General features: G+C 71.1%; 16 protein-coding genes and 1 pseudogene. 5 read left to right on the top strand and 12 right to left on the bottom strand.

The window, feature by feature from the left end; translation table 11 throughout:
- Positions 1–69: 69 nt before the first annotated feature.
- From AB0761_RS21650 to AB0761_RS21620, 7 genes are all read right to left on the bottom strand, one after another.
- On the bottom strand, positions 70–1,635 hold the full coding sequence (locus AB0761_RS21650; RefSeq protein ID WP_377270753.1) for a glycosyltransferase family 39 protein: 1,566 nt from the start codon (positions 1,633–1,635) through the stop codon (positions 70–72).
- A 77-nt stretch (positions 1,636–1,712) separates the two neighbouring features.
- Positions 1,713–1,877 (bottom strand): hypothetical protein, encoded by a 165-nt coding sequence (locus tag AB0761_RS21645; protein WP_377270752.1) that lies wholly within the window; start codon positions 1,875–1,877, stop codon positions 1,713–1,715.
- Complete coding sequence (locus AB0761_RS21640) at positions 1,877–3,058, bottom strand: hypothetical protein (protein ID WP_377270751.1); 1,182 nt, start codon at positions 3,056–3,058, stop codon at positions 1,877–1,879. The genes AB0761_RS21645 and AB0761_RS21640 overlap by 1 nt, the downstream gene beginning before the upstream one ends.
- 251 nt (positions 3,059–3,309) lie before the next feature.
- Positions 3,310–4,317, bottom strand: coding sequence for an acyltransferase family protein (locus AB0761_RS21635; protein ID WP_377270750.1), 1,008 nt, complete (start codon positions 4,315–4,317; stop codon positions 3,310–3,312).
- 102 nt (positions 4,318–4,419) lie between these two features.
- Positions 4,420–6,630 (bottom strand): glycosyltransferase family 4 protein, encoded by a 2,211-nt coding sequence (locus AB0761_RS21630; RefSeq protein ID WP_377270749.1) that lies wholly within the window; start codon positions 6,628–6,630, stop codon positions 4,420–4,422.
- On the bottom strand, positions 6,627–8,273 hold the full coding sequence (locus AB0761_RS21625; protein ID WP_377270748.1) for a stealth family protein: 1,647 nt from the start codon (positions 8,271–8,273) through the stop codon (positions 6,627–6,629). The genes AB0761_RS21630 and AB0761_RS21625 overlap by 4 nt, the downstream gene beginning before the upstream one ends.
- A gap of 78 nt (positions 8,274–8,351) precedes the next feature.
- On the bottom strand, positions 8,352–10,106 hold the full coding sequence (locus AB0761_RS21620; RefSeq protein WP_377270747.1) for a stealth family protein: 1,755 nt from the start codon (positions 10,104–10,106) through the stop codon (positions 8,352–8,354).
- A gap of 321 nt (positions 10,107–10,427) precedes the next feature.
- Here AB0761_RS21620 and AB0761_RS21615 point away from each other — a divergent pair, with 321 nt between their 5' ends.
- Genes AB0761_RS21615 through AB0761_RS21605 form a run of 3 tightly spaced genes read left to right on the top strand, consistent with a single transcriptional unit; the run spans position 10,428 to position 13,955 of the window.
- The gene (locus AB0761_RS21615) at positions 10,428–11,486 is read left to right on the top strand and encodes an acyltransferase family protein (RefSeq protein WP_377270746.1); all 1,059 of its coding nucleotides are present in this window, start codon (positions 10,428–10,430) and stop codon (positions 11,484–11,486) included.
- A 53-nt stretch (positions 11,487–11,539) separates the two neighbouring features.
- Entirely contained in the window at positions 11,540–13,159 is a 1,620-nt protein-coding gene (locus AB0761_RS21610; RefSeq protein WP_377270745.1) for a hypothetical protein, read from the top strand.
- 31 nt (positions 13,160–13,190) lie between these two features.
- Positions 13,191–13,955: a calcium-binding protein gene (locus AB0761_RS21605; RefSeq protein ID WP_377270744.1), complete on the top strand. Its 765-nt coding sequence runs from the start codon at positions 13,191–13,193 to the stop codon at positions 13,953–13,955.
- An 83-nt stretch (positions 13,956–14,038) separates the two neighbouring features.
- On the opposite strand, the gene AB0761_RS21600 is transcribed toward AB0761_RS21605, so the two are convergent.
- The 4 genes from AB0761_RS21600 to AB0761_RS21585 form a co-directional block, all read right to left on the bottom strand.
- On the bottom strand, positions 14,039–15,220 hold the full coding sequence (locus tag AB0761_RS21600; RefSeq protein ID WP_377270743.1) for a glycosyltransferase: 1,182 nt from the start codon (positions 15,218–15,220) through the stop codon (positions 14,039–14,041).
- Positions 15,213–17,999: a CDP-glycerol glycerophosphotransferase family protein gene (locus AB0761_RS21595; RefSeq protein WP_377270742.1), complete on the bottom strand. Its 2,787-nt coding sequence runs from the start codon at positions 17,997–17,999 to the stop codon at positions 15,213–15,215. Before AB0761_RS21595 ends, AB0761_RS21600 begins: the two co-directional genes overlap by 8 nt.
- Before the next feature lie 108 nt (positions 18,000–18,107).
- Entirely contained in the window at positions 18,108–18,782 is a 675-nt protein-coding gene (locus AB0761_RS21590; protein WP_377270741.1) for a hypothetical protein, read from the bottom strand.
- Positions 18,779–19,741: a glycosyltransferase family 2 protein gene (locus tag AB0761_RS21585; RefSeq protein ID WP_377270740.1), complete on the bottom strand. Its 963-nt coding sequence runs from the start codon at positions 19,739–19,741 to the stop codon at positions 18,779–18,781. The genes AB0761_RS21590 and AB0761_RS21585 overlap by 4 nt, the downstream gene beginning before the upstream one ends.
- 221 nt (positions 19,742–19,962) lie before the next feature.
- On the opposite strand from AB0761_RS21585, the pseudogene galE reads away from it, so the two are divergent.
- Positions 19,963–20,945, top strand: a pseudogene (galE, locus tag AB0761_RS21580) (UDP-glucose 4-epimerase GalE).
- Between the two features lie 98 nt (positions 20,946–21,043).
- Here the strand turns inward: galE and AB0761_RS21575 are convergent.
- The gene (locus AB0761_RS21575; RefSeq protein ID WP_377270738.1) at positions 21,044–23,632 is read right to left on the bottom strand and encodes a PQQ-binding-like beta-propeller repeat protein; all 2,589 of its coding nucleotides are present in this window, start codon (positions 23,630–23,632) and stop codon (positions 21,044–21,046) included.
- A 536-nt stretch (positions 23,633–24,168) separates the two neighbouring features.
- On the opposite strand from AB0761_RS21575, the gene AB0761_RS21570 reads away from it, so the two are divergent.
- The gene (locus tag AB0761_RS21570; protein ID WP_377270737.1) at positions 24,169–24,816 is read left to right on the top strand and encodes a TetR family transcriptional regulator; all 648 of its coding nucleotides are present in this window, start codon (positions 24,169–24,171) and stop codon (positions 24,814–24,816) included.
- Positions 24,817–24,835 lie beyond the last annotated feature (19 nt).

Here is a 24,835-nt window from a genome sequence, read left to right as displayed (position 1 = left end):
GAACCAGCGCCGGGCCGCACTCGACCCGGCCACGCTGCCGCCTCCGACGGCAGCACCGCCAGCCCTGGGTCAGGACGTGCGCACGTAGAGGCGGACCTCGAGCCCGTGCACCCGGACGCTGCTCACCGGCCTGAAGTACTGCTGCAGGACAGCCTGCTCATCGAGCGCGCCGCCCTCACCGGCCCGGACCTTCAGCCCGCCACGGCCCACCACCCAGATGCGGTCGGCCTTGAGCATCGCCTCCCGGATGGCCCGCTTGCTGCGGTCGGTGCCCCGCAGGTTGGCCGCCTGCACCGGCGTCCGCTGCATGGCGATGTCCTCCAGGCCCTTGAACGCCTCCGGGTAACCCAGCCTGGCCGCACGGTACTTGGACGGCATGAAGACCACCGCGTCCCCCGGCCTGGCCCCCTTGCGGACCACCCGGGCCGCGCCCGCCAGATTGTCCGACCGGGAGAGGACATCGCGCTCGGCACGCTGCTGCGGCAGCTGCGGCACCAGCACCGCCGCCACCACGGCCGCACCCAGCACCCACGGCAGCGCGGCCAGCGCCCGGGGCAGCGCCTCCGGCCTGCGCAGCCGCGCCCGGGCCAGGAACACCGAGACGATCCGCTCCAGCCCGGCGGCGGCCAGCAGCGGCACACCCGCGACGGCGAAGAGCACATAGCGCTCGTGGTACATCGGCTGCTGCAACGAGACCAGCAGCAGAACAGCCGGCGGCAGCACCGCCAGCGGCGCCGCCACGGCAGCCAGGGTCAGCCGGCCGCCGGCCCGCCAGGAGGTCGTCAGGCCCGCGGCCACCAGCGCCGCCAGCAGCACCAGCACCCCGGTGACCGGCCCGGCCAGCAGCTTGAGCAGCGCCCACACGGTGCCCCAGCCCGGCCGTTCCAGCCAGCTGACCTGCGTCGACTGACTTCGGGAGACCAGCGCCAACGGTGCCAGCAGCACACCGCAGACCACTGTGCAGACCAGCCAGCGGCGAAGCACCCGGCCCGGCACCCGGCTCAGCAGCAGCGTGACGGCATGGGCGAGCAGGGCCAGTACGGCGAACTCGTGGAGCAGCGCCGCGAACGTCGACGCCGCCGTGTACCCGGCCCACCACCAGCGAGCACCGGGGTCCTCCACCGCCCGCACCAGGCACCAGGTCGCCAGCAGCACCACGGCGCACACCAGGGCGTAGGAGCGGCCCTCCTGCGCATAGAAGGAGACAAAGGGGATCACAGCGAAGACCAGCCCCGCGAAGAGCCCCGCACGCGGACTCAGCAGCCGGGCACCCAGCGCGGCGACCAGCCCCGCGGCCGCACCCGCCGCCAGCACCGACGGCACCCGCATCCAGACCTCGCCGCCGCCCGGCAGCATCCAGAAGTGCATCAGCAGGTAGTAGACGGCGTGCACGGCGTCCACATGGTGCACCATGGCCAGGATCTGCGGCACCGTCCGCCGCGAGGCGTCGAAGGTCGCCTCCTCGTCCTGCCACATCGACCCGCGGTCCAGCCCCCAGAAGCCCACCGCCAGCATCGCCGCCACCGAGGCGGCGACCACCGCCCAGGCCTCCCGTCCCAGCCGCTGCGGGACAGCCGGGCTGGAGGCGGTGTCGTCGGCGTCGACGGGGCGGGCAAGTGTGACCGGGGTGTCCATGGGCATCCTGGGGTTCCATGCGCGGTAGGGCGTCCATCAGATCCTAGAGGGCGAAGCCTCCGCTCCAGCCAAGCCGGTCAGCGGTCCTCATCGGGCGTCAGGTGGAGCAGGCCGTACGGTGCACCGAATTCGGCGGTGCCCTGCAGGATGCCGCGGCACCCTGCGCAGAGCGGCCCACCGGTCCGCGGCGGGCTGATGGCCGCAGTCGTCTCCCGCTGCGCTCCCTCTGCCTCGAAGGGCATCAAGGGGAGTGTGTCCAGACCAGCGCGAGGTGACCACCGTAGAACCCCGAGAGAAGGGCGGCGGAACCGAGGATGACGGCGGCACGGGTGCGGCTGGTATGGGCGATTCCGCGAGCTAGAGGCAGCAGCAGCGGGAAAGCGGGCACCAGGAATCGCGCTTTGGCATGGAAGTAACCGGCCCCGACCACCGTGATGAGCAGTGTCAGAGCCACAAAGGCGAGCAGCGGCAGCGGAATCCGGTCGAGGACGCAGAATACGAGAAGCACCACGGCCGCCGCCAGCGTGGCCGTGATCTCCGCGTACACCAGGCTGGTGTCAGGCGACTTCGCGAAGACGTCGATCATGTGCCGAAGGGTGTAGGACCCTCCGTCGATGGTGGAACCCCACCCGCTCTGGACCAGCATGTAGCCGTCCCACCGGTGCAGACGCGCACCCACCCAGCCGACGTACGCAAGCCAGCCCAGTGGGGCGAGCACCGCACCCGCCAGGACCCGCCGACACGCAGGCCCTGTCAGCGCGCCTGCGGCGACTCCCGTTCGACGGTACTGCCACAGGGCCGTCACGGAGGCGAGGCCGATCGCGACGGCCAGCACGATGCCGGTGGGCCGGGTCAGACCCGCGAGCAGGCTCAAGGCGCCGGCAGCGATCCAGCGCCGCCTCAGCACCGAGTGGAGCGACCAGGCGGCAAGGGCCGTGAAGACCGGCTCGGTGTAGGCCATCGACTCGGTCAGCGCATGCGGTGTGGCACCCCACAGCATCGCGAGGACCACTCCGGTGTCGCGGTCGTACAGTGTCCGTCCCACAGCGAAGATGCCCCAGGCGGCCGCCAGGGAGCACACCCAGGCCACGAGCAACCCTGCCGCGTCGGCCGAGAGCGGGGAAAGGTGGGACACCGTCCAGATCAGGCCGGGGTACAGCGGGAAGAACGCCAGGTTGCTCTGCGGCTGGCCCACATCTCCCGGCAGCGGGATCGCCGCGTCGTACCCGTGCTGGACGATGCCGAGATACCAGACCGAATCCCAGCGCCGCCCCAGGAGCACGGGCAGCCCGACACCTCGGCCGCCGGCCCAGCACGCGAGGACGGCGATGCCGATCAGCCTCACTACGGTGTATCCCAGCAGGGCCGGAGCAGCCGCCCGCAGCGCCGTTCCCGCCCCGGATGCCTTCGGGTCCGCCTTCACCGACGCGGTCCCGGGTACGGAAGAGGGGGAAGACGCGGAGTCCGTACCCATGCGGAGTTCACACCTCAAGAAGCTCGGAGCGTCGCCTCAGCGACCGGCTGCAGATGTCAGACCCTGCCCATCCCACCAGTGGGCCGGGAAAGCCTGCAATCCGAGAGTCACCCGCCGGCCGCGCACGTCAGCGGGGGTACGGCCGCACAGCCCGAAGGCAGAGCGGCCGTACCGTTCCGAGGGCCAGCGGCCCATCCGGCTCAGCCGCTCTTGAACGCCCAGCGCATCTCGGGCTCCACGGCCCAGCGCAGCAGCCGTCGGACCGGGGCCGTCGCACAGAGCAGCGCGACCGCTGCCCCCAGCGCGCTCAACAGCAGGTACCCCGGCCAGGTCGACCAGAGGTGCAGCTTGTATCCGCCCCATCCCAGCACGGCCTGTACCAGGAAGCCGTGCAGCAGATAGGTGTACTGGGAACCGGCCCCCAACGAGGTGAGGCGGTTCTCACCGCGCGGCACCAGTGACAGGAAGGCCAGGCTGAGGGCCAGTCCGACCAGGGCGATGAGCAGGGTGACGCCCATCCAGTGCAGCAGGCTCACATGCAGGTGCTCATGTCCCGAGCGATGGAAGAGCCACTCGGTGGTGCGGATGCGGGGCGCGAGCCAGTAGCAGGCGACGAACGCCAGGACAAAGACCGGCACGGCCGCCCAGCGGAGCGCCCTGGACTCGCGCAGCTGCCTCAGTCGCTCGGCGGACACGGTGAGGCCCAGCACGAAGAATGGCAGGAACTGCAGAACCTGCCCGAGGACCAGGTCACCCGAGGGCTCGGTGGCGCCGACTGCGAGCATCGCCACCGCGGCGACCGCGACCGGATATTTGACGATCCGCCAGATTGGCGCGGTGACACGCCAGACGAACAGTGCGACCAGGAACCAGGTGAGATACCAGGGCCGCAGCAGCTGCATCGGCTCCCAGTGTGTCCGGTAGTTGCGCTGGAGCGTGTACGCCGTCGCAAAGATCAGATAGGGCACTACGGTACTGGTCAACAGCCTGCGCAACCGCGCGGGGTGCGACGCGTTCTCTGCGAACGACCTGGAGAACCAGCCGCAGATCATGATGAAGAGCGGCATGTGGAACAGGTACACCACGAGATAGGCGGCACGCAGCCCGCGGTAGTGCTCGGGATCCCCGACCAGGGGCCCCCAGCTGTGACCCCACACCACAAGGACTACAGCCAGCAGTTTGGCGTTGTCGAAGAAGGGGTCACGCACCCGTGCGACGCCACCTGGCGCAGCTGTCCGGGAGTGTTGCGAGGCAGAGTTACCAGCCAACGCGGTGGACGACACTTTTGGGCTCCTGGAAGGTGAAGGCGGTCAGGCCCGGTCGACGACGTTCAGGGAGATCTCGTTGGTCTGGGCGACATAGGGCCGGATCCGCACCGCACCGCCTGGGATGTCGTGGGCCAGTTCGGGCGGTGTGTCGTCCACCCACCCGAGGCTGGGGTACACCTGGATGCCCTTGAGGTCCGCCATGTCGGTGAGCACTCTGGCGAGCCTCGCCTCCCCGGGCACACCGGCACGGCTGATCCACAGGTCCCAGTCCTCGTGCTTGCGCAGCCGTACCTCCACCAACTGCTCCACCGGCAGCAGGAAGCGGAAATCGTCCCCACCAGAGCTGCTGCCCTCGAAGCGGAAGTCGAGGTCGTGCTCACCCCGGCTGCGCACCGTGAGGATCGGCCGCTGCTCCCCGAAGGGCTCCGCCACCAATCGGCCCTCAATGCGGAAGCCCTCGTCACAGACCTGGATGGCGGTCATCTCGGCGTGCCGGTCGCGCACCCATGCCCGGACAGCGAGAAACCCGTCCAGGGTCGCGTAGGGCACGTGTCTGCGCACAGGGAGCTCCATGGTCCGCTCGTCGAGCAAGACCAGCTCACGCAGATCGCGGATTCCCGCACGCAGCCGATGGAGTTTCCCGCCGGTCTCGACGAAGAGGTCCCAGCGGCCCTCGTAGAGCTTCCCGGTGGAGACGGGCAGCAGTGCCTCGAACCGTCCCTGCCCGTTGGGACGCAGGGCCGCACGAACCTTCGCCTTGCGGTTGGTCCGTTCCCGGCAGACCAGTTTCGCGTCGTCGTCCTCGAAGCCGGGCCACTCGACCGTGACAGCGACAGCTCCCGACCGGGCGGCCACGCATCCGCCCACCGGGACGCCGCTGCCGGGCACAGCCGTGCTGGGGGTGGCCGGCGAAACAGGGTCCGAGCCCAGGCCGACCTTGGTACCTGCGGCACGCACCGCGCGGCCGAACAGCCTGCGGACGCCTCCCTGGGTGGCCGTGGCAGTGACCCGAGACGATGCAGCGGCAGCGGCAGCGGCAGCGGCCACCACGGAACCGCTCGCCCGTCGAGTCGTGGCCCGGCGCGTGCCGGCGGAAGGAGACAGGTCCCGTTCCGCGCAGATCTCGGCGATCAGTGCCTCGTACCGGCGGGCCACCACGTCGGGGTCGAATCGGCGGGAGTTCTGCAATGCCGCACGCCCCATCCTGCGGCGCTTGTCCTCGTCCTGGATGAGCTCCAGCAGTCCGGCCGCGAAGCCGGCGATATCTCCCACCGGCACCAACAGTCCGTCCTCACCGTGGTTGAGGATCTCCGGCGGGCCGTCCGGACACGCGGTGCTGACCACCGGCACGCCACAGCGCATGGCCTCGACCAGGGTCATACCGAAGGGCTCGAAGTCCGACGCGACGGCCGCTATGGAGCCCTTGACCCACTCCGCTTCCATGGGGGAGACGCTGCCCATCAGCGTGACGCTGTTGTAGATCCCGAGATCCTGGATCAGAGCGGTCAGCGCGCCGCGCTCCGCACCGGATCCGTAGATCCTCAACTTCCAGTCCGGAGCCTCGCGGAGCACCCTGGCGAAGGCATGGATGAGCAGGTCGTAGCGCTTCCAGTCGATCAGTCGGCCGGCTGCGACGACGGTCCTTCCGGAGCAGTCGGCCGGGGTGATCCTGGGCACCGGCACGCCGTTCGGGATGCACAGGACCCGCAGGCCGGAGACCGGGGTGGTGGTACGGAAGGATTCGGCGTCGGCTTCGGTCACCGTGACCGCCGCGTCGATTCGCTTGTAAAGCCGGGCGATCGCGGCGCGGGTGCCATTCGGCACTGCCGTGTGCGACATGTGCTCCTGGGCGAGCCGGACCGCCGAGTCGGGCGCGTACTCGGCGACCAGCAGGGCGAGACTCGGCCTGGTGCCGATCACGACATCGGCGTCGGTGCTGCGGAGGTACTCGACGATGCGCTGGTCCGACAAGGCGTTGTACTGGAGGAAGAACTCCTCCGACGGCGGCACCAGCCGACTGCGCTCCGCGTACAACGGGTTGTCGCGGTCCACTCCGTCCGGCTCGGGACGAATGTCGATCAGCGGCGTCACCCGCACGTTCGGGGAGATGTCGAACAGCGATGTCTCAAGCCGACGGTAGACCGAGACGATCTCCACCTCATGGCGGGCTGACAGGGCCTCCGCAAGGTTGATCACCGTGCGGACGGTGCCGCCGATGCCGTAGATGTTGTGGACCAGGAAGGCGATCTTCACGCGCCACCCGCCGAGGCCTTCTCGTACGGGCTGGGCACCGGGAAGTACGCCTCCAGGAAGTCCATCAGCAGCTCGTTCTGCTCCGAGATGTCGTCGTCCCCAGCGAAGGTGTCGTTGATGCAGAACGTGTCCCGGTCCCGACGCTGCAGCAGGCGGGCCAGACGTCCCGGGAGATCCTTCGCAGCCAGCGCGACATAACTGAAGCGCATGGAGGTGGACACTGCCCGACCGGTGAAGTACCCGTAGTAGTGCACCATGTTGGAAGCGATGTTGTGATCGCTGAGGCTGCGGAAGCGGGCGGCGGCAGTGCCTCGGAAGGCATCCGGGAACTCCCGCTCCATGTCCTCCAGCACGCTGCGCCGCATCGCGTACGGAGCGTGCTCCATCACCTGGGTGACGGAGCGTCCGAACCGCTCCAGGAAGAGCCGCCGGTTGTTCTTGGTGGCGACATCGACCGGGGTGTCCAGCGCGCTGATCTCGCCCTGCGGAACCCGTCCGCGTGCGGGGAAGTAGCGCGCGTTGCCGTTGCTCATGAAGAACAGCTGCGGCCCGACCGGACGCCCGATGAACATGTCGTCGTTGAAGTAGACGAAGTGCTCGGCAAGGCCGTCGATGTGGTGCAGCTGGCTCTCGATGGCGTGCGAGTTAAAGGTCGGTAGCAGGCCGGGATCGCTGAAGATCTCCTTGTGGCTGACCACCCGAAGGCCCGGCACGCCGGTGTCCAGCCACTCCGGCACCTGGTCGTCCGAAACGATGTATATGTTGCGCACCCAGGGTGCGTTCAGATGCAGGGAACGCAGCGAGTAGCGGAGCTCGTCGCGGCTCATGTACCGGGACAGCGAGGCCGATTCGGCATGGTAGACCTCGCCGGAGGCCTCGGCACGGCGGCGCTGCCATGCGGGGTCGTTGCCGTCCACCCAGGTGTAGACGACGTCAACAGGGAAGTCGAAGTCCTCGAAGAGCGGGATGGTGAACTCCTCGCGGGTGCGCACCCGGGGGAGAGCGGTGGAAGTGCGCGGCGCCGCCCTGGTGAAGAGGTGCCCGGGCGCTTCGACAGTCCTGCCCTGGGCCGGGATCAGACGCGCAACCCGGTTCGCGCGGGGCGCCGAGAGCTGCTCGGGGACGTCGAGCGCAATGGCCTGGGCACCTTCGAAGTCGTCGGCCTCCGGCGGCTCAGCCGTGGACCAGAACTCGATGTCACAGCCGTAGCCGGGCCCGCACACGAGCGACCGGGTGGGCTCCGTGTGGTACCAGACGGCCCGGATGACCTCTGCCTCCGCCAGCTTCGCCCACGTCTTGGGGTCATCTCCGCGAGCCGGAGCGCCGGGGGTCTTCGCAGCGGGCTGGACGGCCTGGATGTAGCCGGGTCGACGGCCGCACAGCTCGGTCAGCGCCTCGACCACTCGCTGGCGGTCGTCCTCGTGGACGCCTACGACCGTTGCGAGATCATCGAAGCCACGCACCGTAAACCAGTCGACGCGTGCGTCGTCCAGCGCTCCGGTGACGGCGGCGAAATTCTCCGAGCGAGCTTGGAGAGGCGTCAGACCGGGGTGAATGTAACCCGTCACCGGATGCAGCCGGTGGGTCAGCTCGCAGCACTCCGGTTCCACTGTGGCCGGCAGCGCGTCATGGACGTCAGTCACGTTCTCTTCCATCGGTGTGTGAAGCGCCCGCGGTCCACTCCGGGGAGGAGCGGACCGCAGAAGTGGGGACGGTCGGTCTCAGCGCTTCTCGAAGCGGCTGGGCAGGGGGAAGTACTGCTCCAAGAACGGTGCCAGCAGTGCGAGCTGCCCCTCAAGGTCCAATTCTGTGGAGATGGTGTCGTTGAGGCAGAAGGCATGCCTGTCGCGACCCGCCAGCAGCCGTCCCAGCCGGTCCGGGGTGTCCGGCAGGGCGAGGTCCACATAGGTGTAGCGGACGTTGCCGGGGACGGCGCGGCCGGTGTGGAAGGCGTAGTAGTGGTGCAGCGAGGAGGCGATGGAGAGGTCGTCCAGGCTGCGGAAGCGGTTGCCCATGGTGGTGCGGTGGCGCTCGGCGAACTCCTCCTCGATCTCCTGGAGGACGCTGCGCCGCAGCGGGTAGGCGACGTGCTTCATCTTCTGGGTGATGATCGTGCCGAAGCGGCTCTCGATCAGCTCCCGGTTGTTCTTCCCCGCGACCGACACCGGTACGTCGTCCTGGGAGACGTCCCCCTGCGGCACATTGGCCGGGCTCTGGAAGAACTTGGTGAGCCCGTTGGCGTGGAAGAAGTCCTGCGGGGTCACCTCCCGGCCCAGGAACATGTCGTCGTTGAAGTAGAGGAAGTGCTCCGCCAGGCCCTCGATGTGGTGCAGCTGGCTCTCGATGGCGTGCGAGTTGAAGGTGGGCAGCACGCTGGGGTCGCTGAAGATCTCCTTGTGGCTCACCACCTTCAGGCCCGGCACCTCGGTGTCCAGCCAGTGCGGCACCTGGTCGTCGGTCACCAGGAAGATGTTCCGGACCCAGGGGGCGTGCATCCGCAGCGAGCGCAGGGAGTACTTGAGCTCGTCGCGGCTGAGGTAGCGGGCGGCGTTGGCGGCCTCGGCGTGGTAGGCCTCGCCGGCTGCCTGGGCGCGGCGGCGCAGCCACTCGGGGTCGGAGCCGTCGACCCAGGTGTAGACGACGTCGATCGGGAAATCGATGTCATCCGGGCGCGGCGCGGTGAACTCGGCACGGGTGCGCACCGGGGGCAGCGGGTCGCGGCCGGCCGGGGCGAGGCGGGTGAAGAAGCTGTCGGAGGCCTCGACCCGCTCGCCCTCCACGGGGATGACGTCGGTGACCCGGTTGCGGCGCGGGGCGGTGAGCAGGCCGGGGGTCTCCTCGGTCCAGAACTCCACATCGCAGCCGTAGGGGACGCCGAGCACCAGCTGGGCGTCGGGGTCGGTGTGGTACCAGGTCAGCCGGACCACCGAGGCGGTGGCGGCGCGGCGCCAGACAGCGGTGGTGTAGCCGGGTTCGCAGAAGCGCGGCTCGCGGGTCTCGCCGGCCGGAAGGGGCGTCACATAGCCGGGGGTGTCTCCGCAGAGCCGGGCCAGGGCGCGCAGGGCCCGGTGGCGGTCGCGGTCGGCGACGCCGACGGTGGCGGCGCGGTCGAAGAGCCCGCGGACGCAGAAGTAGTCGACATCCGCCTCCTCCAGGGCGTGCACCACCGCGTCGAGGTTCTCGCGGCGGGCCAGCAGCGGGGTCAGGTCCCGGTGGACGAAGGCGGCACGGGGCTGGTGGCCGACGGTGACGGCCCGCCGGTCGGGACCGGTGAAGAGGTCGGGGCGGCGGCGGGCGGCACGGCGCACCCGGATCCGGTCGACCTTCTCGGGTACGACGGTGACCTCGGATATGCGCCTCTTGACCTGGCTGCGGACCTCAGGTGTGATGTGCTGCGAGATGCGGTACCGCGTTCGCTCCGGCAGTACCTTGCGGTACGCCGCGACGATCCGTGACGCCTCCGGGTTGCCGCTCATGCCCGTCCCCCCGACTCCCCGCCGAGCACCCATTCCGGCCGGCTCTGAGTCTGCCCCCGGGAGCCTCTGCGTGCACGATCCACCAATCCCTGTACCTGTACCGACAAGTGCGGCAGGGCAAAGGTTGCCCCCCCGGTCGCATCCGGTGCTTCCTCGTGCAGAAGATCACATCGAGTTCACCAAGTCTTCATACTAATCGCCGCGCGGATCTGGTCCAGACCTTGTCCCTTTGGTCCACAAATGCATTCCCGCACATCGGCGAAGCTTCTTGTATCACAGGTGATCGGATGCGAACCAAGCGTGGCGAGTACCATCTCGCCGGTGGAGACCACCCGCACCGTCCCAGCCCCCGCCCGGGCCGTCGAACCGTCCGCCACCCCCCGGCCCAAGGCGCGTGACCCCTACTTCGACAACGCCAAGTACCTGCTGCTCGTACTGGTGGTGCTCGGCCACACCTGGTCGGCCTCCGGCATGGGCCAGGACAGCGTCGCGGTGAAGGCGGCCTACAGCTGGGTCTACCTCTTCCACATGCCGGCCTTCATCCTGCTGTCCGGCTACTTCTCCCGCGGCTTCACCGCCCGGCCCGAGCAGACGGCCCGGCTGATCAGCGGGGTGCTGGTGCCCTATGTCGTCTTCGGGTGCATCTACAGCCTCTTCCGCAGCCAGGTGCTGGGACAGCGCCATGTGACGATCAGCCTGCTGAGCCCCTGGTACGCGGCCTGGTTCCTGGTCGCCCTCTTCCTGTGGCGGCTGAGCACTCCGCTGTGGCGGGCCGTCAGATGGCCGTTCGCGGTGGCCGTGCTGGTCTCCTACCTCTCCGGGACCACCGACAACGGCAACATCCTCTCCTTCGGCCGGGTGCTGCAGTTCCTGCCCTTCTTCGTCCTCGGCCTGCAGCTGCGCCCGGAGCACTTCGAGCGGCTGCGCACCCGGCCGGTGCGCATCGCGGCGGCCGTGGTCCTGGCAGGGCTCGCAGCCGCCACGTACGCCGTGGTCCCGCATGTGCACAACCTCAACTGGCTCAACTGGGACCGCGGTTACCAGCAGCTGCACTCCAGCCTCCCCCACTACCTGCTGCTGCACACCGCCCTGCTGCTCTGCGCACTGCTGGCCGGCGCGGCCTTCCTCGCCCTGGTCCCCACCCGCGCCACCTGGTTCACCGCGCTGGGAACCCGCACCATGTACGCCTATCTGCTGCACCCCATGCTGGTGAAGCTGGCCGAGTACCAGGGCTGGTACGACAGCCGGCACAACCCCCTCGGCGAGCTGGCCGTCACCGTGGCGGCCATTGCCGTCGCCACCCTGCTGATGACCGCCCCGGTGCAGTGGCTGCTGCGTCGGCTGGTCGAACCGCGGCTGTCCGGCCTGGTGCGCGGTTGAGCTGTAGGTAGCCTGCATGGGACAACTCAGACCAGTCCCGGCGGATGCGACAGATGACCCAGAAATCCTCGACAGCAGCACGGACGGACAGCGGCAGCAACGGTGGTGACGGCTCCGCGGGGAGCCGGCCCCGGTTCCTGCGGCGGCTCGGCGGACGCCTCGGCGGACTCCGGCTGCGGCTCCCCCTGCCGTACACGCTCTTCGCCGTGCTCGCCCTGCTGGTGATACTGCCGCTCTGCATCAAACTGCCCTGGTCCGGGGACCAGGGGCTGCACGCCGCGGTGATCGAGCGGCTGCGCACCGACCTCTCCGACCCGGCCAACCCGCTGATCGCCGAGGACACCCCCAGCCCCTACTACTCGCCCTGGATGCTGCTGCTGGGAGCGCTGGCGAGGATCACCGGCTGGGACACCTTCACGGTGCTCTCCGTGGCCGCGGTGGCCGCCTGCGTGCTGCTGGTGACCGGTGTCCACCGCTTCGTCCGCACGCTCACCGACCAGCGCTGGGCGCCGGTTCTGGCGCTGCCGCTGATCGTGCTGCTGTGGGGATGGCAGCTCTTCACCTGGAGCGGCTGGATCTCCTTCACCTCGCTCACCCTCACCGTCTCCTACCCCAGCACCTTCGCGCTGGGGCTCACCCTCAACCTGTGGGCCTGGCTGCAGCAGGAGGCCCGGGCCGGCTGGCGGGTGCTGCCCTGCACCGGGCTCGGTCTGCTGGCCGCCCTGGTGCTGCTGGTGCATCAGTTCACCGGCGCCATCGCCATACTGGGCGCACTGGCGATCGCGGCCTCCGCCCCCGCCACCCGGTCGCTGCGCGCCGTACGCAATCTGGCCGCCGGCGCCCTGGTGATGACGGCGGTGCTCACGTTCTGGCCGTACTACGACTTCTGGCAGCTGGCGGCGGACGGCGGCGACCTCTCCGCCATCCATCAGCCGCTCTACCGGGACCTGCCGGCCCGCTACGGCCTGCTGGCGCTGGCGCTGCCCGCCCTGGCCGTACGCGCCCGGCGCACCCGGTTCCTGGACCCCCTGGTGCTGACCTTCCTGGCGTGCGCCGCCGTCTTCACCGCGGGCGGCCTGCTGGACCACTGGTCGTGGGGGCGCGTCTGGCCCGGCGTCGCGCTCACCGCACAGCTGGCGGTCGCGGTGGAAATCACCGCACTGGCCCCCGGCCGACTGCGCCGGGCCGCCGGCGCGGTACTCGCCGCGGCACTGGCGGTGGGGCTGTGGACCCAGGTCGGAGTGGTGACCTACGCCTTTCCCCAGTACAAAGACCTTGCCAAGAAGTGGCATATCCAGAGTGTTGCCACCTTTGGCGACTATTCCTGGATCACTCCATATGTCCACTACGGCGATGTGATCCTCACCCGGGACTACTACGCCCTCCGGATGGCGCCCGCCTACGGCGCCACCACCGTCGCCCCGGCCTACCCGGACTTCTTCCTCCCCGACGAGCGGCAGCGCTGGAGGGACACCGAGACCTTCTTCGGCAGGCACACCACCGCCGCGCAGGGCCGGACGATCCTGCTCCGCTACCACGTCGGCTGGCTGATCAAGTCCGCCGGGGCACGTCCCGTACCCCGGAGCCGCCTCTACACCCAGCTGGCCACCGGCCCCCGCGGGGAGCGGCTGATCCGGGTGAACCTCTCCGCCCTCCCCACCGCGCGGCACTAGCGCGCGGCCCGTGGGGGATACTGGGAGCACCATGCGCAGACGATCCGTTCTCCTCGCCGTCGCGGGGGTCGCCGCCGCCGCGGCCGTCGCGGCACCGTCGATCGCCACCAGCCCGACGCACGGGGACACCCACATCACGTCGGTGACGGTGAACGAGGGCCGGTCCCTGATCCTCGGCATCCAGCAGAAGGCCACCTTCACCGTCTCCATCACCGCCGGCGACGACTCCGGCATCAAGTCGGTGTCCCCGGTGGGGGTGTGGGGACCCAAGTACGGTGTCCTCAAGATGTCGCCGATGCACTGCCGGGCCCTGCGCTCCTCCGCGACCACCTCCGTCTGCACCGGGTCCGCCTCGGTGAGCGTCCCGAAGCACCAGGTGTGGAACGACGAGGCCGGCACCTGGTTCGTCGACGCACAGGTCAACGCCAACGACGGCGACGCCTTCCGCAGCGGCACCCTCGGCGGCTTCTCCGTCAAGCGCGCCGCCCTGCTCACCTCGCCGCCCCCGGCCGGCGCCGCGGCGGGCGCACCGGTCCGTCTGACGGGCTGGTTCGCCCGCGCCTCCTGGGACAACGGCCGCTACTTCGGCTACGGAGACGTCCAGGTGCAGCTGCAGTTCCGGCCCGACGGTTCGGACACCTGGACCACCCTGCGGACAGTCGCCCCCAACATCTCCGGGGTGCTGGACACCACGGTCACCCCCACCCGCTCCGGCAGCTACGCCTGGTACTTCTCCGGCGACAAGTGGTCCGGCCCCGCCCTCTCCCCCGTGCACCACATCTCCGTACCGGGATGACCCCCCGGGGCCGGACGGGCCCCGCCGCCGCAGCGCACCCTGAGGGGCCCCCGGCGCATACGGCGCACCGGGGGCCCCTCAGGTCAGCGGTCGATCTCGCGGAAGAGCTCCTCCCAGCGGTCCAGCACCGCCGGCAGGGACAGCCCTGCGACATGCTCACGGGCGGCGGCGCCGTACCGCAGACGCAGCTCCGGGTCGTCCATCAGGGTGCCGAGCGCCGCCGCGAAGGCGGGTACGTCGCCGGGCGGCACCAGGGTGCCGGTGCGGCCGTCGGCGACCAGCTCCCGTACACCGCCGGAGACATCGAAGGAGACACAGGGGACGCCGCAGGCCGAGCCCTCGGCCAGGGCCATCGGGCGTCCCTCCCGCTCACTGGTGAGGGCCACCAGCGACAGCTCGCGGTAGGCCGACGCCATGTCGGACGCGGTGCCCCGGAAGACGACCCGGTCCGCGATACCCAGCCGCACGGCCTGGGCCCGCAGCCCGCCCTCCAGGGGTCCCTCACCGAAGAGGTGGAGCTCCCAGCCGGGGCGGTCGGCGGCGGCCGCGGCGAATGCCTCCACCAGCCGGTCCAGCCGCTTCACCGGGTCCAGCCGGCCCACCGCGCCGATCCGCCGGGTGTCCAGCGGGGCGGCCTGGTCCGGGTGGAAGGGCAGCGGGTTGGGCATCACCGAGATGTTGGGCAGCCGCTCGTTGCGGAACTCCACCGCGTCGCCCTCGCTCAGCACCAGCGTCTTGTCCAGCAGCGCATAGTGACGCTTGATCAGTCCCAGGTTGGCCGAGGTACGGGCCTGCTGGAACGACTCGTGGTACTGGCCGATGCCCCGGAGGTGCTGCCAGTCGAGGCTGAGGATCCAGTCGGCGGCCCACGGTGACCCTATGACCAGGTAGCCGTCGTTCACCCGGCTCAGCCGCTCGGTCAGCCTCACCCGCGCCTGCTCGCGGTCCGACCGCGCCTGGCGGGCCTCGATCCGTCGGGCGGGGCTGATCTGCTCGCCCAGGGTACGCGGATGCCAGGCGGGCTGCGGCGGCTCCGAGTAGAGGGTGGTGTGCCGGTAGGAAGGGTCGGCGTAGTACCGGAAGGGCTCCGGACTGGGCCGGATGCCGATCAGCTCGACCCGGTGGCCCCGGTCGCCCATGCCCTGGGCCAGGGTGTGCAGCACCCGCTGGGAGCCGCCCATGGAGTCGACGTCGATCCCGACGAAGAAGATGTTGCGCGAACGGTCGGTGGCGCCGACCGCCGTCGTGCCGCCGGCGCTACTCATCACTGCCGCCCTCAAAGAACGCATCCACTACCAACTTGCTTGCCTGGCCCGTCTCGTACGAGCAGAACATCTCCTGGAAGCGGGCATAGCTGTCGGCGTACCGGCCTGCCGTGCCCTCCAGGTCGTGCAGCGCCTCCGCCAGCTCCCGCGTGGTGGAGAGCATCGGCCCCGGGGCGATCTGCTCCAGGTCGTAGTAGGTGCCACGCTCGCTGGTGCGGTACGCCTCGTAGTCGTCCGTGTAGAGCAGGATCGGACGACCGCTGTTGGCGTAGTCGAACATCAGCGAGGAGTAGTCCGTCAGAAGGGCGTCGGAGGCCAGCACCAGGTCGTTGACGTCCGCGAAGCCCGAACCGTCGCGCAGCACATGGCCGAGCTGAGGCGGCACCGTGAACCGGTCGTAGTAGTGGGCGCGGACCACGATCACCCAGTCCTCGCCCAGCTCCTCCACAAGGGCCTGGAAGTCGACCCGGATCGACCGGCCGGAGTTGCGCGCCGCATCCCGGAAGGTGGGCGCGTACAACAGCATCTTCCGCCCGTCGGGGATCTTCAGCCGCTCCCGCACCCGGGCCGCCAGCTCCAGCTGCTCCGGCTCCTCCCAGCGCACCAGCACGTCATTGCGCGGGTAGCCGGACCGCACCAGATCGCCGGTGTACTCATTGGCGGGGACGACGAAGGTCCGCTCGAACTCCGCACTGGGGCAGACCAGCATGTCCCAGCGGGCCACCGACTCGCGGTGCCGCTGCTGCACCTCGGGAGCGGCCATCCGCAGCGCCGGCACGTCGAAGCCCATGGTCTTCATGGTCTGGCCGTGCCAGGTCTGCAGATAGCGGGTGCCCTCCGGCTTGCGGTAGATCTGCGGGAGGTTGTGCGAGTCCACCCAGTACCGGGCGCGGGCCAGCGTCCTGACGTACTCCCAGCTGCCGCGCCGCACCAGCGGGACCCCGGCGGGGAACGAGGTGGTGTCGCCGCTGTGCGACCAGACGACGTCCAGCGGCAGGTTGCGGCGCATCAGCTCCTCGTAGACATAGCGGGGGTTGTCGGCGTAGCCGCGCCCCTCCATGGCCTCGAAGAGCACCAGGTCCCGCTTGCCCGGCAGCTTGGTGAAGGCGTCGAACACCGTGGCCTTGCCCTGGTGGCCGGAGACGATCCGCTTCACCCGGCCGGCCTTGCGCTTGACGGTCCTGAGATGGGGCCCGAGCGGCTGGACGGCGCGCAGCACACCGGTGCGCTCCCACTCGACCTCCAGCCGGCCGGCACCGCGGCCCTCCGGGCGGAGGGTCACCGTGTGCGCACCGACCTCGTGGTACATGACCTCGGCGCGCCGTACCGGCAGGTCCTGCGGCGCCAGCAGCAGATCGGAGCGGAGCTCTCCGTCGCGTTCCAGCGAGATCAGGGGGTGCCGGCGTCCGGCGAAGCCGACCAGGGGCACCGGCACAGCGCGAACATCCAGCGCCGCCTCGCTGAGGTACTCGCCCGGCCGGTCGGGCGTCAGCTGCAGCGGGATCTCCAGTGCGTCCCCGCTGGTGGCGAGCTTGAGCACGGCCGCGGCGCCCTCGCCGACCACGCCGGCCGGGTCGTAGGTGCGGATGCGCAGCCGCAGATCCGCGCCGGCCGGCTGCACCGACTCCAGCTCATGGCGGATCCGGGCGGTGGCGAAGAGATGGTCGCGCAGGTGCCACTCGGTGATGTCGAGTTCCCGCCGGCCGATCTCGTCCCGCGGCACCTCGGTGCCCCACCAGGTGCGCCCGTCCTCGGTGACGGCGTGCCGGGGGCCGGTCTGCGGGCGGCCCAGGACGCGGGCCGCCGCCGTCGCGTCCTCGGCCTGCCCGCTGCGCAGCAGATGCAGGCAGACCCGCTCGTCGCGGGCCAGCCGGGCGTAGACCTCGTCGGGGATCCGGTCCAGATAGGGGCCGACGGCCTCGGTGAAGCCCGCCCGCCAGGCCGGGTCGCGGAACGGCAGATCGCCCAGATAGAGGCGCATGTCGTGGCTGAGGAACTTGTGGTCCTTGGCCGCCTGCAGGTCGGCGTGGCCCGCCTCGGTGAGGTAGGCGTCGATCAGCCGGGCGACCGCGATCCGGTCTATCACGTTCTGGATCTTGTGCCGACTGGAGGAGATGGAGTCGCTCTCCGGGGCCAGCCGCCAGGTGTAGATCTCCCACGGCACCACCGCGAAGGAGTCGGCCGATGTGTAGGCCTGGGCGGAGAACAGCTGGTCCTCGTAGTGGATGCCCTCGGGGAAGCGCAGGCCGTGCCGGGCGATGAAGTCGGCGCGGTAGAGCTTGTTGGTGGAGAGGTGGTCGGTGAAGTACTCGGGGCGCTCCCGCAGCCCGTGGACCACCCGGTACTCGGCGAAGAGCTGCGGGTACCACAGGCCGGTGCGGCCGGTCTCCTCGAAAAGACGGGTCACCTCGCCGGTGACGAAGTCCACCCCCGTCTCCTCGGCGACCAGCAGCATGGACTTGCAGGCGTGCCGGGGCAGCTCGTCATCGCTGTCCAGGAACATCAGATACGGCGCACGGGAGACCGCGATGCCCCGGTTGCGCGGGGCGCTGCAGCCGCCGCTGTTGCGCTCCAGCCGCTCGTAGCGCACCCGGGGATCAGCCGCTGCCAGCCGCCGGGCTACCCGCTCGGTACCGTCCGTGGAGCAGTCGTCCGCGATGACGACCTCCAGGTTGTGCAGCGTCTGGTCGAGCACGGAACGTACGGCGCGCGGCAGTCGCTCCTCGTCGTTGTAGACGATGATCGTGACGCTGACGTCGGGCGTACGCGCCTCGGCCATGCCACCTTCCCTTCTTGTCGCTCCGGAGCGGGTGTTCCCCGAGCATCATCCTGGCGTATGGACATCTGTCCGCAGGACCGGCCGGGTGGCGGTCCTGCGGGCCTGCGCTCAGTGCCGGCGCAGCTGCGCCAGCACTCTGGCCACCCGGCCGGCGGCCACCTCGCGGACGCCGGACAGGCCGCCCGCGATCCGCAGCGCCAGCCCGCCGGAGCCCGTGGTGTAGGCCTGGACCAGCGCGAACGCCGTGGGCGGGCGGTAGGCGAAGGAGCGGTGCGAACCGCCGCCGGGGGCCCGGACGGCCGTGCCCACGGTCCGCCCGTCGGCGAAGCGGATGTTGGCCCAGATGGTCCAGGCGGTCATGGGGGCGGCTGCCCGGCCCGCCCGGACGAGTTCGAAGACATCCACCTTGAGAGCGGCGTTCCAGGTCTCCCCGGAGTTGACGAGCGGCGCCGGATGGCGCAGCGCGACCGGCTCCGCACCCGAGCGTGAACGCAGTTCCAGGGAGATCGACTCCGGGCCGGCGGGCGCCAGCCTGCCGTACAGCTCGTGCAGGCGCAGCCGCACCTCGCAGCGGCGCCCGATGCGGACCGCGCCGTCCACCGCGAGCGGCAGCCGGCCCAGTGAGATCTTCTCCAGGCCGTCCAGGGGGACGGCTGCGGCGCCCCGGCCGAGCACCGGGCGGCCCTCCTCGTCGGTCCGGTACGGGGGCACCAGCCGGGCGGGTCCGGCGGCCAGCTCGATCAGCCGGGCCAGCTCGACCGGCTGCTCCGAGGCGAGGATCACCGCCGCGATCCAGCGTCCGGCCGGCTTGGCGGCGGAGAGCACCGCGGGGTCGAAGCCGCCCAGGTGCTCCCGGGTGATCCGCCACCACTCGGCGCGGTAGCCGACGTGCGGGTGCCGAGCTCACGGACGTACATCCGCAGGTCGTAGTCGAGGAACTTGGTGCCGGCGGCGGCGGCGAGCTCCGGCTCCCCGGCCTTCTCCAGCACCCGGACGGTCTCCGCGTGGGCGTCGACCCGGTCCCGCCAGTTGCGGATCTCGTCGCGGCGCAGCGAGATGGACTGCCGCCCCGCGGCGCGCCGCACATGCCAGTGGTAGACCGGCTCGGCGATGGCGACCAGCCGGGGCCGCGCCGCGTACACCAGCGCGGTGAAGAGGAAGTCCTCGTAGTGGACGTCCCCCTCGGCGAACCGCACCCCGCTGCGCTCCAGGAAGGAGCGGTCGTAGAGCTTGCCCGCGGAGAGGGTGTCGCGCAGGAAGGCGGGCCGCTCCCCGATGCCGTCGGGCAGCAGCAGCGGGGCGGCGCCGTCGGCGGGGTAGAGCTCGCGCTGCCAGGGGGTGTCCGGGCCGGCGGGCAGCTCGCGGCGGACGGCGACACCGGCGACCACGTCGGCCCGGTGGGCGGTGGCGGCGTCCAGCAGGGTGCGGGCGGCGTCGGGGGGCAGTACGTCGTCGCTGTCCAGCAGCGTCACATAGCGCTCGCGGGCGGCAGCGATGCCCTCGTTCCGGGGGGTGCCGCAGCCGCCGCTGTTGACCTCGCGGGTGATCACCCTGATCCGGGGGTGGTTCTCGGCCAGGCGCGCCAGGATGGCGGGGGTGGCGTCGGTGGAGGCGTCGTCCACCACCAGCACCTCGCCCACGGCCTCGCCCTGGTCCAGTGCGGAGTGCACGGCATCGGCGATCCGGCGCGCGTCATTGAAAACGATCACGACGACGCTGACCCGCGGCTCGCCACCCGACATGCGCGCCTGCTCCCTCGGTTCGGCAGGGCGGGCGTCCCTGCGGCCGCTGTCCCCCGCGGCCGCCGTACGTCCTGCCCGGATCCCGGACCGCGGGACCTGACGGCCGGGGCCGGGCATGTTCCTTCTGACCGGAAAAATCCTCGGGCCATAATAACGGACCGTGTCGGCCCCCCTCGGGGGACCACTGCGCTCCTAAGAACCCGACATCCTATGATCCTGGTATGACCTGGTTGATCACCGGCGGTGCCGGATACATCGGCGGACATGTGGTACATGCGATGCGCCGGGCCGGCCAGCAGGTCGTCGTGCTCGACGACCTCTCCACCGGCGACGCCACGCGACTGCCCGAGGGCACCCCCCTGGTCCGGGGCTCCGTCCTGGACCGCGCGCTGCTGGACCGGACGCTGAGTGACCACCAGGTGACCGGTGTCGTCCATGTCGCCGCGAAGAAGCAGGTCGGCGAGTCCGTGGAGCGGCCGTTCCACTACTACCGGGAGAATCTCCAGGGCCTGCAGACGGTGCTGGAGGCCACCGCCGCCGCCGGGGTGCGGCGCTTCCTCTTCTCGTCCTCCGCCGCCGTCTACGGCATGCCCGACACGGATCTGGTGACGGAAAGCACACCCTGCGACCCGATGAGCCCCTACGGGAGACCAAGCTCGCCGGTGAGTGGCTGGTGAAGGCGGCCGGCCGGGCCCACGGCATCTCCACCGTGTCGCTGCGGTACTTCAACGTCGCCGGCGCGGCCACCCCGGAGCTCTCCGACGCCGGGGTCTCCAACCTGGTCCCGATGGTCTTCGAGCGGCTCACCGCGGGCGCGGCGCCGCGGATCTTCGGCGCGGACTACCCGACGCCCGACGGCACCTGTATCCGTGACTACATCCATGTCTCCGACATCGCCTCCGCCCATGTCGCCGCCGCGGAGCGCCTGACCGCCGATCCGGCGGGCGAAACCTCGCTGGTGCTCAACATCGGACGCGGCGAGGGGGTTTCGGTACGGGAGATGCTCGATGTGATCGGCCGGGTGACGGGGTACGACACCGGCGGCGAGATCACGCCGCGGCGGCCCGGCGACCCCGCCCGGGTGGTGGCCTCCGCCGACCTCATCCGCAAGGAGCTGGGCTGGACCGCCCGCCACGGGGTGACCGAGATGGTGGCCTCGGCCTGGGACGGCTGGTGCCTGCGCCACCCCGGCGCCCGCCGCTGACCACCGCACCGGGGGCGCGGAAGGCCCGCGGCGGTACGCCTCCCCTCAGGGGTGCCGGGCGGCGCCGGGGGCCCCTCCGGCCGGGTGGTCGTCCGGGCTCAGGAGCGGTCGCCGGGGATGGCGGTGCCGTAGACCGAGTGGAGCGCGTAGACGCAGCGGTCCTTGCTGCCGACGAAGACCTTGCCGTCCACCGCGACCGGGGAGCCGGTGAGTTCGCCCTTGGTCCCGAGCTCCCAGCGCAGCCTGCCGGTGGCGAGGTCGACGGTGTGCAGGGAGTGGTCCCGGCTGCCGATGTGGACCAGGTCCCCGGCGACCGCCGGTGAGCCGACCACCTCGCCCCGGGCGGCATAGCGCCACAGCTCCCGGCCGCTGACCGCGTCGAAGGCGAAGACCGTCTCACCGCCGGCGAGCAGGACCGAGCCTCCTGCCACCACCACGGGCTCAGCGCCCTGACGGCTCGCGGTGCGCCCGTGCCAGCGCGGGTGGCCGGTGGCGGCGTCCAGGGCGTAGAGGGTGCCGAGGTAGTCGGCGACATAGAGGCCGAGCTCGGGGTGCGGGCCGTCGGCCGGGTCCAGGGCGGGCGGGGTGAAGAGCACCACCGGCGCCTCGAAGCGCCAGCGCTCCGCCCCGCTGGCGGCGTCCAGGGCGAGGACCCGGGTGCCCGCGGTGACATAGAGCGTGCCGTCCCGCAGTACGGGGCGCGAGGGGACGTCCTCGCCGACCGCCACGGTCCAGCGGATCCGGCCGGTGCGCAGATCCGCGGCGCGCAGCCGGCCGCCGCCGTAGTAGTGGACGCAGTCGCCGACGACCGCGGGGCCGGACTGCGGGGTCTCGTAGTCCTGCTGGGCGTCGGCCGCCCGCCACAGTTCGGTGCCGTCGGCGGCGGACCGCACCTGCACTCCGCCGCCGCGGGTGCCGACGCAGACCACACCTGCCGCGGCGTCCAGCGAGTAGATCCAGCCGTCCAGGGCGCTGCGCCACTGCTCCGCTCCGCCGGACGCGTCCAGGGTGTAGAGGTGCGGGCCGTCGGCGGTGTGCAGCCGGCCGTCGCAGACCGCGGTGGCCCAGGCCACGTCGCGGGTCTTGAAGCGGCGCTGGCCGGTGGTGATGTCCAGGGCGTGGACCTCGAAGGAGGAGACGAAGAGGGTGCCGTCGGCGACCACGGGGGTCCCCCAGACATCGTTGGACATCCGGAACCGCCAGGGCCGCCAGGGTCCGGCTGCGGGGCGGGGCGGCGTCACCGGCCGGGCCGGCTGCGGCACGGGGGCGGGTACCGGGGCCGGAGCGGGTACGGGCGCCGGGGCGGACGGTGCGGGCGCGGAGGGCACGGGCGCGGAGGGCACGGGGGCCCGCACCCAGTCGGTGGCGGGGGAGGCGGCCGCAGCCGGGAGCGCGGTGGTCTCGGCGCGGGGACCGGGCCCTATCCGTACCGAGGCGCCCGCCAGCCGGACCCCCGCGGCGTCGTCCTCGCGGGCGGGTCCACCGCGGTGCCGCGGTCCCGGGGCGAGCCGCTCGGTGGCCGGGGTGTCACCGGGCTGCGGCGGGCGGTGTGCGCCGCCGCGGGGATCGGCGGGCCGCGGCTCGGGGAGCTCGGCGGCCACCGGGGCGGGGGCGGGGGCGCTGCGGCGGTCCAGCGAGACCGGTGCGACGGGCGGGGCGGCCGGCATCGGCGGGGCCGTCACGGGAGGCGGTGGCAGGGGCAACGGCGGGGCGGACGGCTGCGGCACGGGGGCGGGGACCGGAGCGGGTACGGGGGCCGGAGCGGGCAGCGGGGCCGGCGGCGGGACCGTACGGCGCCCGCGCTTGCGCTCGATCAGTTCGATGGCGCTCTGCGGCAGCCACTCCCCCGCGTCGCCGTCACCACCGGAGTCGCCCCGGGCGAAGAGGTGCGGCGCCAGCTCGGCCTGGATCTCCGCGGGAGTCAGCCGCCGCTCCGGGGCGGGCCGCATACAGGCCCGTACCAGCGGCGCCAGCTCCTCGGGCAGGCCGGAGAGGTCGGGTTCGTCGCGGAGCAGCGCAAAGACGGTCTCCACCGGGTTGGCGCCCCGGTAGGGCGGGTGGCCGGTGGCCGTGTAGACCAGGAGCGAGCCCAGCGAGAAGACATCGCTGGCGCCGGTGACGCTGCGGCTGTCCCGGGCCTGCTCGGGCGACATGTAGGCGGGGGTGCCGACCGCGACGTTGGTCATGGTGAGCCGGGTGTGCGAGACCCCGGCGGCGATGCCGAAGTCGATCACCCGGGGGCCGTCCTCCACCACCAGGACGTTGGACGGCTTGAGGTCGCGGTGGACCAGCCCAGCCGCGTGGATGGACTGCAGCGCCTCGGCGATGCCGGCGATCAGCCAGCGGACCGCCTCCACCGGCAGCGGACCGCACTCGTTGACCAGGTCCTCCAGCGACGGCGCGGGGACATAGGCGGTGGCCAGCCAGGGCACGGGGGCGTCGGCGTCGGCGTCGACCACCGCGGCGGTGTAGAAGCCGCTGACGGTCTTGGCGGCGGAGATCTCCCGGCTGAAGCGGACCCGGAAGAGCTGGTCCTCGGCGAGCTCCGCGCGCACGGTCTTGATGGCCACCCGCCGCCCGGACGCGGACCGCGCCAGGTAGACCAGGCCCATCCCGCCCGCGCCGAGGCGTCCCAGCACCTCGAAGGGCCCGATCCGCCTCGGATCGTGCGCCGTCAGCTGGTCCACTCCTCCGCACCTCCCCGCTCTGCCGCCCCGCCGCGTGCCGCCGCGGGGTGGGTCGTCCGATTCTCCAATGCCGACCCGCCGAACTCCCAACCAGCAGGGCCGGGCCGCGCCGCTGCCGGGGTTGCCGGGGCACGCCGGAGGCCGCGGCGGTCCGCCGCCAAGATGAGGACGTACGGCACGCCACCGTGGTTCGCCTCCGCCCCGGGCGGGCCGCAGACGGGGGTTCCCGGGAGTGGAACTCCGATTGGCTCTAACGGACCAGTCACAACTGCATTACGGACTGGAGTCCGGATTCGAAGCCGCCGGTGAATGCATAGCGGACCGCGGGATCCGGATGCCGTCGAATTGTCCGTCAGTGCCCCGGTCCGGAACTCGTGACCTGGACATGAAGACAAGCGTAACGGCCCTTCGGGTGACACGCAGAGAGAGCGTCCGGTCATTCTCCGCGCCGTTGTGGTGCTACCGCGCCACCCCCGGTCGGAGTATTCGTCACATTGCCGAATCGCGCCCTGATCTTGCGCGGGTAAACTGACGGCATGACAGGACAAGTTCGCACCGTCGACGGTCGCGTCGCCGGGCGACGCGGACAGGCGACGCGGCAGAAGCTGCTCGACTGCCTCCGCGAGATGCTCAGCACGTCGCCGTACCGGGACGTCAAGGTCATCGACGTCGCCCGGATGGCGGGTACCTCCCCCGCAACGTTCTACCAGTACTTCCCGGATGTCGAGGGCGCCGTCCTCGAGATCGCCGAGGAAATGGCCAAGGACAGCCTCGGGCTCAAGGAGCTCGTGGCCGACAAATCCTGGGCGGGAAAGACCGGCCTGACCACCGCCGAGGAGCTGGTTGACGGCTTCCTCGGGTTCTGGCGCAAGAACGACGCCATCCTCCGTGTGGTCACCCTGGGTGCGGCAGAAGGGGACAAGCGGTTCTTCAAGATCCGCATGAAGGTCCTCAACGCCGTGGTTGGCCCGCTCACCGACACCCTCAAGGACATGCAGGCGAAGAACCGGTTCGACAAGTCGGCCAATGCCGGCGCCGTCGCCGGTTCGCTGATCACCCTGCTGGCCGCCTCGGCCGAGCACCAGAAGGCATTTGACTCCTGGGGCGCCAAGGCCAAGGACCTCAAGCCCAATCTGACGTCTCTGGTCTACCTCGGGGTGACCGGCAAGAGACCTCCAAAGTAGGGCTGCCCCGCACCACCTC

The sequence above is a fragment of the Peterkaempfera podocarpi genome, assembly GCF_042466665.1.
Classification (GTDB): domain Bacteria; phylum Actinomycetota; class Actinomycetes; order Streptomycetales; family Streptomycetaceae; genus Peterkaempfera; species Peterkaempfera podocarpi.
The sequence above is the reverse complement of the archived record's forward strand: the minus strand, read 5'-3'. Positions and strand labels throughout refer to the sequence as shown.